This window comes from Pseudomonas sp. HY2-MNA-CIBAN-0224 (genome assembly GCF_040310285.1).
Taxonomy (GTDB): domain Bacteria; phylum Pseudomonadota; class Gammaproteobacteria; order Pseudomonadales; family Pseudomonadaceae; genus Aquipseudomonas; species Aquipseudomonas helleri.
In genome coordinates this window covers 1-256 of record NZ_JBEOPQ010000701.1, presented here as the reverse complement: position 1 = coordinate 256, position 256 = coordinate 1, and the positions used below count along the sequence as shown (strand labels likewise).

General features: G+C 41.4%; 1 protein-coding gene. It reads left to right on the top strand.

What is annotated here, in order from left to right; all coding sequences use genetic code 11:
* Positions 1-21: 21 nt before the first annotated feature.
* The coding region (locus AAEZ03_RS28125; protein WP_350583232.1) for a YiaA/YiaB family inner membrane protein at positions 22-256 on the top strand (235 nt) is incomplete at its 3' end.

The following is a 256-nucleotide window of genomic DNA, read 5'->3' as shown; positions in this document are numbered from 1 at the left end:
GGATTATGGAATGCACAAAGTATGCTACTTAATGAGAAAGGCTACTACTTTGCCGTTTTGGCACTTGGGCTATATTCAGCGATTAGTCTACAAAAAACGATTCGTGATCGCGCTGAGGGTATTCCAACCACCAACTTATACTATTTAATAAGTTGGGCGGCGCTAGCGGTATCGATTTTTCTTATTGCCGTTGGGCTCATGAATGCAGGGGGTTTGAGCTTAAGTGAAAAAGGCTTTTATATGATGGCATTTACTA